Annotated in this window: 6 protein-coding genes and 1 pseudogene; 6 read left to right on the forward strand and 1 reads right to left on the reverse strand. The window is 69.1% G+C overall.

From position 1 onward, the window contains the following. The 5 genes from ON31_RS28345 to ON31_RS28365 all read left to right on the forward strand — a co-directional run. Positions 1-1,948, forward strand: a 1,948-nt coding sequence (locus ON31_RS28345; protein ID WP_218007393.1) for a LuxR C-terminal-related transcriptional regulator, incomplete at its 5' end; no start/stop codon positions are given. 50 nt (positions 1,949-1,998) lie between these two features. Next, positions 1,999-3,117 carry a hypothetical protein gene (locus tag ON31_RS28350; RefSeq protein ID WP_081592792.1) on the forward strand — a complete coding sequence of 373 codons (1,119 nt, stop codon included), beginning with the start codon at positions 1,999-2,001 and terminating at the stop codon, positions 3,115-3,117. A 105-nt stretch (positions 3,118-3,222) separates the two neighbouring features. Continuing rightward, on the forward strand, positions 3,223-4,587 hold the full coding sequence (locus ON31_RS28355; protein WP_039818016.1) for a S1 family peptidase: 1,365 nt from the start codon (positions 3,223-3,225) through the stop codon (positions 4,585-4,587). Positions 4,588-4,699: 112 nt separating this feature from the next. Further along, positions 4,700-6,025 carry a S1 family peptidase gene (locus ON31_RS28360; RefSeq protein ID WP_228814947.1) on the forward strand — a complete coding sequence of 442 codons (1,326 nt, stop codon included), beginning with the start codon at positions 4,700-4,702 and terminating at the stop codon, positions 6,023-6,025. Positions 6,026-6,184: 159 nt separating this feature from the next. Beyond that, positions 6,185-7,027, forward strand: a complete 843-nt coding sequence (locus tag ON31_RS28365; protein WP_039818018.1) for an NRDE family protein — start codon at positions 6,185-6,187, stop codon at positions 7,025-7,027. A gap of 364 nt (positions 7,028-7,391) precedes the next feature. Here ON31_RS28365 and ON31_RS28370 read toward each other — a convergent pair whose 3' ends face one another. After that, positions 7,392-8,066: a DUF8020 domain-containing protein gene (locus ON31_RS28370; RefSeq protein ID WP_039818019.1), complete on the reverse strand. Its 675-nt coding sequence runs from the start codon at positions 8,064-8,066 to the stop codon at positions 7,392-7,394. A 384-nt stretch (positions 8,067-8,450) separates the two neighbouring features. On the opposite strand from ON31_RS28370, the pseudogene ON31_RS28375 reads away from it, so the two are divergent. Next, positions 8,451-9,614 (forward strand): annotated as a pseudogene (locus tag ON31_RS28375) (Fe-S oxidoreductase); the annotation flags it as partial.

Genomic DNA, 9,614 nt, shown 5'->3' on the forward strand with positions numbered 1-9,614 from the left:
GGCCACCGCCCGCGCCGCGACCATCGCCACCGCCCTGGCCAAGTCGGTCGAACCCGGCCCGCGCACCCCGCGCGCCGCGACGCGACCACCGCGCGAATCCCACGGCGCTCCGACACCCGGAGCATCCCCGGCGGCGGACCACCCCGAGAGTTCGGTGTCGCCCGTGGCCGCACCGCATTCCGAAACCTCGACACCACCCGGGGCCGCGACGCCGCCGGCAGCGCATCGCCACGATGATTCGACACGACGGCACTCCGATGGCGGCTCGCCGTCCGCTGCCACCATGTCGGGTGCAGCGCCCGTGCGCACGCACTCCACGACCGGCGGCGACGCGATGGCCGCACGCCCGGCATCGAGCCCGGGCTCCGTGCCCGCGATCGGCGACAGCCGCCCCACGACGCCGGAGCGCCCCGGGCCCGCCGAGGCACCGCCGGGCAGCGCCGCGACACGATCGTTCCTCGACGCCGGTACCACCACGACACCCGAACGGGGTGCCGCAGCCTCCGACACCGCACGGACCGCCGGACCGTTCACGACCGCACCGCCCAGCACACCGCCCGCGGTCGCCGGGTGGCCGGGCGCCACCGGCGACGGTTCACAGCCGGGCGCCACCGGTGACAGTTCACGACCGGGCGCCACCGGCGGTTCACGACCGGGCACCACCGATGGGGCACGGCAGGACTTCTCGGCAGGCGGCACGGTCGCGGCACCGGTTCGGCCGACCGGGACACCCGGGTATGCCCGCACCGAACCCGCGGACACCACCGCATCCGAGACGGCAGCCCTGGGCTTCCCGCAGGTGCACGCCGATGCACGGCGTGGTGCCACCATGGCCGCGGCGTCCGCGCTCATTCACGCGGCGCATTCCGGGCTCGCGCCTTCCGAGGCGGGTGGGGATCGGTTCCTGCCGTGCTCGGCGGTCTCCATCGCCACCCTGCTGTGCCTGAGCATCGGCGAGCCCCGGCGGGCGGCCGATGCCCTGCGCGGCGCGTCGACCGATCCGCAGCGGCGGGTGCTGGCGGCATGGGTGGCCATGCTGGGCGGCGACGAGCGGGCGGCGGCCGAGGCGGTCGACCAGCTCGATATCGCCGCACTGGATCCGCGGGACCGGCTGCTCGCGCACGCGGTGATCGTCGGCCTGGCGCGGCGCGGCGGCGATCACAGCGCGCTCACCCTGGCCTGGCAGGCCGCCGCACCCCTGTTCGACGAGGTGGGCGCCGACCTGCTGACGCTGCTGCCGATCGGCGAACTGTGGCTGGCCGGAATCCGCTTGCGCGACGAGAGCCGGGTGTCCGCGCTGGTCGACGACGCCCGGCGGCTGCTGCGCCGCCTCGGCGATCCGCCCGCCTGGGCGAACTCCTTCCACTGGTACGCCATCCTGGCCGCCATCGCGCACGAGCGCCCCGACCGGCTGCTGCCGCACGCGCACCGGCTGAAGGCGGCCGCGGAGGCGGGTGACACCCAGGCCGCCGCCCTGGCCGACGCGGGTCGCACCTGGGTGCTGGTGTTGCGCGGCCAGGTGGAGCGCGTCCCCGTGGAGGGGGCGGTGCGGCGGCTCGCGGGACTGGGTCTCAGTTGGGACGCCGCCCGGCTCGCCAGCGAGGCGGCGCTGACGGCCGACGACTCCGGCACCGCGACGGCCCTGTTGAAATTGGCCCGGACCGTGCGGGTGCAGTCCCGCCCGCCCGAGCAGCCCATCCGCCCGCTGCCCACCCCGGCCCCGCGCCCCGACCCGGTGCCGGACGCCGTGCTCAGCGAGCGTGAACGGGAGGTGGCCGAACTGGTCCTGCTCGGTCTCACCTACCGTGAGATCGGCGCTCGCCTCTATATTTCGGCCAAGACGGTGGAGCACCATGTGGCGCGGATACGACGTCGAATCGGTGCCGGGTCGCGATCGGAGTTATTGTCAATGCTCCGCGCCATGGGCCACGGGTCCCTACTCGTGTGAGCCTCGGGGCGCGGACGCCAGACCCGCACGCACCGAGTGAGGTAACGAGGATGGCCACTGGGGTGGGCCTGCGGATCGCGGACGACGAATGCGTCGCCGCGATCGTGACCGGGGACGATGCCACCCTCCCCGTGCACTACATCGTCCGCGAGTCGCGCTTGCACATGTCCGACGACGGTGACGCCGAACTGGGCGGCGACCAACCGGCCGGCCATACACACTCCATCGGCGGATTCGCCGCCGCCGTCGGCGACCCGGCGGGCATCCCGGTCGACGACGGTGAGGCGTATCGCGCCGAGGATCTGTGGGCCACCGCCGCGTTCTGCCTGATCAATCTGGCCGCCGAATATCTCGAAGGTCCCGCCGAGTTCTACGCGACGCATCCGACCGCGTGGCCGGAGGAGAACATCCGCGCCGTCCGCGAGGCGCTGGATTATCTGGGCCTGAAATCGGTGGTGCTGGTCAGCGAGCGCGACCTACCCACGCCCGACTCCGACACCGGCAAGGCCCTCGCCTATCAGGCCGCGCGAGCCGCCCTCGCCGCCGTGCTCTCCACTCCGGCGGGTGTCACCCCACCCGATCCCACGGTCACCGAGAACTACTCCGACGTCACCGAGGTGCTGCCCACCATTCCGGTGCCGGACCCGCCCGCGCAGGCGTACTCGGTCGCCATTCCCGCCGCCACCACCACCGAACCGGCCGTCGAGGCGGAGGCCGAGGAACCGGCCCCGGAGCCGCCCACCCGCCATCGCGGACCACTGCTGATCGCCGTCGCGGCGGCCCTGATCGGTTTGCTGCTGGGTGGCCTGGGCGTCGCCGCGGTGTTGCGTCCGGACGAGGAGAAGCCGGGTCCGCCGCGCGGCGAGGTGCGGTCCGAACCCTTCGCCACCGCGGGCGCGGTGCCGCCGGAGCCGACGCCGTCCGAGGAGCCCCCGCTTCCCGCCCCGCCACCGGTCGTCGAAGTGCCAACGCCGACAACCGAACCCGAACCGCCCCCGGCGCCGGAACCGCCGCCCACCACCACCGAGACGCCGCCGAGTTCCACCACGACACGCCCGTCGACCACGACCCGGGTACCGCCGTACATCTACCGGCCGCCGGAGCTGCCCACACTCCAGATCCCGCCGCCGCCCATTTTCAGCGATCCGTGGTCGCTCGGCGAGAACTGATACAAGTGGCGACCTTCTGTGCGCTATGGCATAAAGTGATGCGCTGACCGGTGTAACCCTCACCACGGGGCGTCGCGGTCTGCTGGTGCACTACGAAGGGACTCCATGCGCAAGTTCTTGGCGCGTCGCGCCGCGGTTCGAGCAGCCACCATCGCTTTCACCTCGACCGTTCTAGTCGGCCCCCTGTTCGCCGCGGCACCCGCGCTCGCCGATGAGGCGGTATCGCCGCAGCTCTCGGCCGATCAGCTGCCTCCGGAACTGACGCAGGCCATTCAGCGTGATCTGGGTATGACGCCCGCCGAGTATCTGGATCGCTCCACGCGCGCCCAGGAATTGCGGGACTACGCACGGGATTTCCGGACCGAGCGACCCGAGGAATTCGCGGGCGCGTGGCTCGGCCAGGACGGCAAACCCGTCGTGGCGGTCACCTCGGTGGACGCCGCCAAGATCGCCGCCGACGCCGGATATCAGACCCGGTTGGCTCCGGTCAGCGCGGACAATCTGGAATTCGCCATGGGCCAGCTGAATTCGTGGATCGCCGAACTGCCCATGGATCTGTCCTCGGCCATCAATTCGGTGGCCATCGACTTCCTCAACAGCCAGCTCGTGCTGTCGGTCGCCAATACCCCGGTCGGCCATCTGCTGAATCTGCCCACCCTCATCGCGAATATCAAGGTGATGCTCGCCCCGGGCAGCGGCGGTCCGGTGGAACGGCGCCCCATGGGCGGCGACACCTATATCAGCGCCCCGACCTCGCTGGGCGACTCCTCGCTGCAGAGCGTGGATGTGTGCTCCTTCGGCTTCAACGCCACCGACGCGGGCGGCAATGCCCTCAACATCAGTGCCGGACACTGCAATCCGAACTTCGGCAAGGCCGATCAACAGGCCGATGTGTACCTGCCGAACGTGCGGGACCTGGCGGCCAGCCCGCAGGTCGGCACCTTCGTGAGTTCGCAGCTGGGCGGGCGCAGCTCGCTGGACTACTCGGTCATCAAGCTGAACGACGCGGCCGTGCGCAACGGCATGGACCAGCCGTCGGTGCGCGGCTCGAACGGCACCACGCTCACCATCACCGGGGTGGCGGATCCGATCGTCGGCGCGCCGGTGTGCAAGTCGGGTCAATCCTCCACGTTCACTTGCGGTTTCGTGGTGGCCGACCGGGTGGAGACGCAGCTGTACACCGCCGAGGGCGACTCCAAGATCATTCGCGGTTTCGCCAGCAGCGCGTGCACGCTGGGCGGCGACTCCGGTGGCGCCATCGTCTCCGGCACGCTGGCCCTGGGTATCACCAGTGGTTCGAATGCCGCCGACGCGCCGAACTGCAACGAGGCCAATACGGCGCTGGCGCAGTACGGTGGAACGGCCACCCTGGGCATTCCGATCCGCGCCATTCTGGCCGATATCGACGCCAATTCCGGCGGCGGACTGGGCAGCGGTATCCAGGTGCGCACCCGCCCGAACATCGGGTGAGGGCGACACGCTGTGATCTTGAAGCCGACACGCCGTTCGTTAGCCTGCGGAATACCGAAACGTCACCCCGAGATAAGTAGGCATAACGGGCTCGACACCATATAGTCGGCTCATGCTCCTGCCACGTATGCGTTTTTCGCCTGCCGCGGGTCGACCGCGCGCCCTCGTCCGTACTGCAGCCATCGCGGCCACTGCGCTGCTGACAGCCGGACCCCTGGCGGCGAGCGCCCATGCGGAACCGGCGCCGAACCTGCCGCAGGAGCTGATCAACGCCGTCCAGCGCGATCTGAAGATCTCCCCGCAGGAGTACCTGCAGCGCGCCGATCTTGCCCAGCAGGTGGCGGCCTTCGCCACCACCGCGCAGCGGCAGTTCCCGCAGGTGTTCGGCGGCGCCTGGCTCAACGAGGCCGGACAGGGCGTCGTGGCGCTGGCGCAGGGCGAGAACTTCGACGCCGCCCGCCAGGCCGCCGCCGACGCGGGCTTCCAGGTGCGCGACGTGGCCAAGAGCGAGGCCGTGCTGCGCGGTGAGAAGAACGCCTTCCAGCGCTGGCTGGAGCAGCAGCCGGAAGCCGTGTCGAAGCTGGTGCGCGGCGTGGCCATCGACACCGTCAACAACAGCATCGCGGTGCGGGCGGACACCTCCGACCTGCCGCTGCCGAGCTTCGTCGATCCGGCGCGCGTTATCGTGATGCCCGCCCCGCCGGTGGCGGGCGAGGAGGCCGACGTGCGCAAGGCCGGCGAGATCGCGGACGCCACGGGCGGACCGCTGGCCGCCGGTGACGGCTACGCGTCGGTGGCGGGCCGTATGTCGCTGCGCTGCTCGCTGGGCTTCAACGGCACCGACAGCGCGGGCCGGACCGTGAACATCACCGCGGGCCACTGCAACCCGAATATCCCGGCCACCGGCGGCGCGAACTCGCCCAGTGCGTACGAGCTGCTGCCCGGCGACGAACCGGGCGTGAAGCTGGGCACCTTCCAGAAGTCGGTGCTGGGCAACCAGGACTACTCCATCCTGTCCATCGATGATCAGGTGCGGGGTCGCTTCGACAACAACCTGGTGCGGGTGCCGGGCAACAACCCGATCGCCGTCACCGGCGTGGCGGTTCCGGTCGTCGGCGCTCCGGTCTGCAAGTCCGGATCGCGCACCGGCTTCAGCTGCGGCGTGGTGAACGCGATCGATCAGGTGGTGCAGGTCGGCGACCGGCAGCTCACGCAGAGCTTCTCCGCCAATATCTGCGCTCTGCCGGGCGACTCCGGCGGACCGATCGTCACCGGCACTCTGGCGCTGGGCATCTCCTCGGCCTCCTCGGTCGCCGACTACCCGATCTGCGAGATCCCCAACCTGATCGGCCTGCTGACCGGCAACACCCCGCAGCTGTTCGCCCAGCCGGTAAGTGTCGTGCTCTCCGACAACCCGGGGCTGCGCGTCCGCAACTGATCTCGGTAAGCCCGAAAAGGCCGGTAGCTCTTGCGCTACCGGCCATTCGTATATGCGGGGGAGGGTGTTGCCCAGTGGCGGCGCAGGGGCGGCGCTCCGGGGTGAATCGGCGTCGTCGGGCGGTAGGCCGGACCCGCCGTCGTGCGGCATGCTGGGGATATGTGTCTGGTGTTGGTCGGGTGGCGAGCGCATCCGGAGTATCGGCTGATCGTGGCCGCGAATCGGGATGAGTTCTACACGCGGGCAACGGAAACGCTGCGCTGGTGGCCGGAGGCCCCGGAACTGCTGGCCGGACGGGATCTCGGAGCCGGAGGGGAGATCCCCGGAACCTGGCTCGGAGTGACTCCGGCGGGACGGCGGTTCGCGACGGTGACGAATGTGCGGCGGCCCGGCGAGAACCGCACCGATGTCCGTTCCCGCGGCGCGCTGCTGATGGACTACCTGCGCGGCGAGGCCGGTCCGGAGAAGACCGTGCGCGCGGTGGCGGCGGAGCCGGACGACTACAACGGCTACAACCTGGTGGTGTCGGATCTGGAGACGCTGTGGTGGCACAGCAATCGCAGCGGGTCCGCGCCCCGGGAGCTCGCCCCGGGCTTCCACGGCATCTCCAACGACGCGGTGGTGGGTTCGGCCGAACCCGATTCCCGCGACATCCGCACCGGTACCGAACGACCCGCGTGGCCCAAGGTCCGCGAGGGCGTCCGGGCGCTGCGGTCGGTGGTCGAGTCCACGCCCGGAGATATCGAGGGGTATCTCCGGGTCCTGGCCGACCGCACCCGCGCCCTCGACACCGAACTCCCCGATACCGGCCTCAGCCGCCGCATGGAGCGCACCGCCTCCGCCCGCTTCATCGCCCATACTCTGCACGGCACCCGATGCAGCACGGTGCTGCTGGTACGCGAGGACGGCGGCTTCGAGATGGTCGAACGCAGCTTCGGCAGGTTCGGCCGCGAACGGGACACCCGGAGTTACAGCGGTCGCATCGGTCTCGACCCGAACTAGGCGAAAACCCGAAATCTGGGTAAGGTACCGAATCGCTGGCGCTGTACGCGCCAGAGTCATTTGCACACACGAACTTTCGAGGTACCTCATGCTCTTCATCGCAGGCGATACCGGTGTCGCGGGAATGCTGCTCAAGCTCCTGCAGTCCATGTGCACCATTTCCGCGGGCGGCGCCGCGGGTTCCTGCAACTGGGGCGCGTAGCCTCAACCCGATCGCGGGGAGTACCCCTTATGGTTTGCGAATTCCGCAGACCATAAGGGGTTTCGTCTGTTGTGGGCGGCCCACCGCACGGCGGGTGCCCGATACGCGTACGGCCCCGTCTCCCTGCGGAGACGGGGCCGTACGCGTATTACGGATGCGGTGTCAGTTGGCCCACTTGGTGGTGCCCGGAGCCGCCTGGAGGGTCTGGATGAGCTCCAGGCCCGCGGCGATCAGGGTCGGCCCACCCACCGCGATGGTGCCGAGAATGCCGCCGATGCCCGCACCCGCGACCAGGCCCGGAACGCACATGGCCGGGATGGTCACGATGCAGCCGATGATGGCTCCGATGGCGGTGCCGACGAAGCCGCCGATGGCGGTGGCCATACCGAACTGGCTGGAGAAGCTGTTCATCGCGCGCTGATCCTCCATCGGCGACGCGATGGGCTGCACGGTGAGCGGCTGGGTGCCGGGCTGGAAGTCGGCCGGGGCTTCCGGAACGACCTCGAGCACCGAGTCCTCGTTCTTGAGCTCCGACTTCACCTCGACCTCGGAACCGGCGACGTCGAACGCCAGCGGGAACGAGATGAGGGTGGCACCCTGGGTGTCCTTGACGTTCACCATCGTCTGCTTGTCCTCGGGTTCCCCACCCTCGACCGCAACCTCGGTGAGCTCGAACGTACCGTTCTTCAGCGTGGCGACAATGGTCTTGTCGACGAGCTTGACGGAGTAGCTCACATCCTGGGGCGCGGGCGCCTCTTCGGCATGTGCGACGGTGGAACCGACGGTCAGTGCGCCGATCGCCAGGGCAGCCGCCGCAATGGTGCCGCGAAACTTCATTCGGTTATCCAATCGATCATCAGGTCTCCGCTGCCGCATCCTCACCGCGAGAGCTCACGCTTCCCTCGTGACACGTTCGCGCGTGGGGCGCGAATGTCAGCGAGAACCTCCCCGAGCAGTGTGAAGATGCGCACAGCACAACGGACAGCGTGAGCTTAGTCCAACAAGTGGTGATATGCGACATTCCTTTCTCGGCGACGGTTGTGAGCTGTGTAAGTTAGCCGACCCTTGGTTGGGTTCCGGATTTGTCGCGATTTACAGTGCGGGAAAGCTCTGGACGAATAAGTTACCGGCGGGTAACTTACCGTTCGTTAAGATACGTGCACACCGGAGTTGGAGCAGGCCAACCCCGCGCAGGCTCGTAGCCCGAAGAAAGGTCGCGACATGAATGCCCTGACAGTGACGCTGGGCGCGATCGGAGCGACGCTCAGTCTTTTGTGTTGGGCGTCGTTCGTCGGCGGTGTGGCAAACATCGCACGCACCGTCATGGTCGGCCAGCCCGCGCCCGATCGCTGGCGGCCGTTCTTCCCGCGTTTCAAGCAGATGCTCGTCGAGTTCCTGGCCCACACGCGGATGAACAAATTCCGCACCGTCGGCTGGGCGCACTGGCTGGTGATGATCGGCTTCCTCGGCGGTTTCATCCTCTTCTTCGAGGCGTACGGACAAACGTTCAACCCCGAATTCCACTGGCCGATCTTCGGTGACTGGGCGGTCTACCACCTGTGGGACGAGATCCTCGGCATCGGCACCGTCGTCGGCATCGTCACGCTGATCGTCATTCGCCAGCTGAACCACCCGCGCATGCCGGAGCGGCTGTCGCGGTTCAGCGGTTCGAAGTTCGGTCCGGCGTACACCATCGAGGCCATCGTCCTGGTCGAGGGCCTGGGCATGATCCTGGTGAAGGCGGGCAAGATCGCGACCTACGGGCACGCGAACCCGGCCACCGACTTCTTCACCATGCGGGTCGCCGAACTGCTCCCCGCGAGCGGGGTCATGATCTCCATCTTCGCGTTCGTGAAGCTGATGTCCGGCAGCCTCTTCCTGCTGCTGGTCGGCCGCAACCTGACGTGGGGTGTGGCGTGGCACCGGTTCGCCGCGTTCCCGAACATCTACTTCAAGCGTGAGGACGACGGCGACGTCGCCCTCGGCGCGGCCAAGCCCATGATGTCCGGCGGCAAGGCCATCGATATGGAGACCGCCGACCCCGACAACGACACCTTCGGCGTCGGCAAGTTCGAGGACTTCTCCTGGAAGGACATCCTCGACGTCACCACCTGCACCGAATGCGGTCGCTGCCAGTCCCAGTGCCCGGCCTGGAACACCGGCAAGCCGCTCTCGCCCAAGCTGCTGATCATGTCGCTGCGCGACCACGGCTACGCCAAGGCTCCGTACCTGCTCGCGGGTGGCCGCAAGGATATGGGCGGCGACGAGGTCGGCCTGGTCGATGCCGAGGGCAAGCCGGACGAGGCCAAGCTCGCCAAGATCTCCGAGGCCGCGCGCACCGAGGCCGAGCGTCCGCTGGTCGGCGGCGAGGACGTGCACGGCGTC

It is taken from the genome of Nocardia otitidiscaviarum NBRC 14405 (genome assembly GCF_000308635.1).
Lineage (GTDB): Bacteria > Actinomycetota > Actinomycetes > Mycobacteriales > Mycobacteriaceae > Nocardia > Nocardia otitidiscaviarum.

Excerpts from the sequence above, each read along its gene's own strand:
- ON31_RS28350 (WP_081592792.1), top strand. The coding sequence starts at position 1,999 with ATGGCCACTGGGGTGGGCCTGCGGATCGCGGACGACGAATGCGTCGCC.
- ON31_RS28355 (WP_039818016.1), top strand. The coding sequence starts at position 3,223 with ATGCGCAAGTTCTTGGCGCGTCGCGCCGCGGTTCGAGCAGCCACCATC.
- ON31_RS28360 (WP_228814947.1), top strand. The coding sequence starts at position 4,700 with ATGCTCCTGCCACGTATGCGTTTTTCGCCTGCCGCGGGTCGACCGCGC.
- ON31_RS28365 (WP_039818018.1), top strand. The coding sequence starts at position 6,185 with ATGTGTCTGGTGTTGGTCGGGTGGCGAGCGCATCCGGAGTATCGGCTG.
- ON31_RS28370 (WP_039818019.1), bottom strand. The coding sequence starts at position 8,066 with ATGAAGTTTCGCGGCACCATTGCGGCGGCTGCCCTGGCGATCGGCGCA.